A 581-nucleotide genomic window follows, 5' to 3' on the forward strand; every position below is an offset into this window, starting at 1 on the left:
GTTCTTCACGCTCGTGCCGAGCCGTTCCGCGAGGGTTCTCACGTCTAGTCCTTCATTCAGAAGGATCAGCATCTGGCGCTGCTGCGGGCTGAGGCTCACTTTCTTCAAACACGGCGGGACTTTCGGCCTCACGTGGCTATCCCCCTTCAGAGATCCCCCGTTCGCTGCGACAACCATTCAAGCTGATCCTCGAAGTGTGCTACTGAAGATAATATAGATGGCCGTTGCCTCTGTGGGCAATGTGGATATGGCTGAAATACCACCGTCAATTCGCCGAATTGTGGCGATTTCCATATTTGGCTCTGCATTCCTGCCCATTCCGAATCGATTGGCGTAATTGCTAATGCGCACGCACCCCGGCATCGTTGATTCCACAAGGCGTGCAGCTCCCATGAATTGCCCTGGAAGGGTTTCCCAGCTCTTGCGACGTCGACGGAATTGGCATATACTCTACGTGAGTATGCAGCAGCGTACCGGACCAGCACATATCGCGTTTCTAATGAAGAGCGGGGTGAAGCGGATGGGTAGAGCTCCAATGGTCACAAGGCCGATGGAACTAAACACTGTGGGCCGCAGGCTCA

It is taken from the genome of Bacillota bacterium (genome assembly GCA_024655925.1).
GTDB lineage: Bacteria > Bacillota > DTU025 > DTU025 > JANLFS01 > JANLFS01.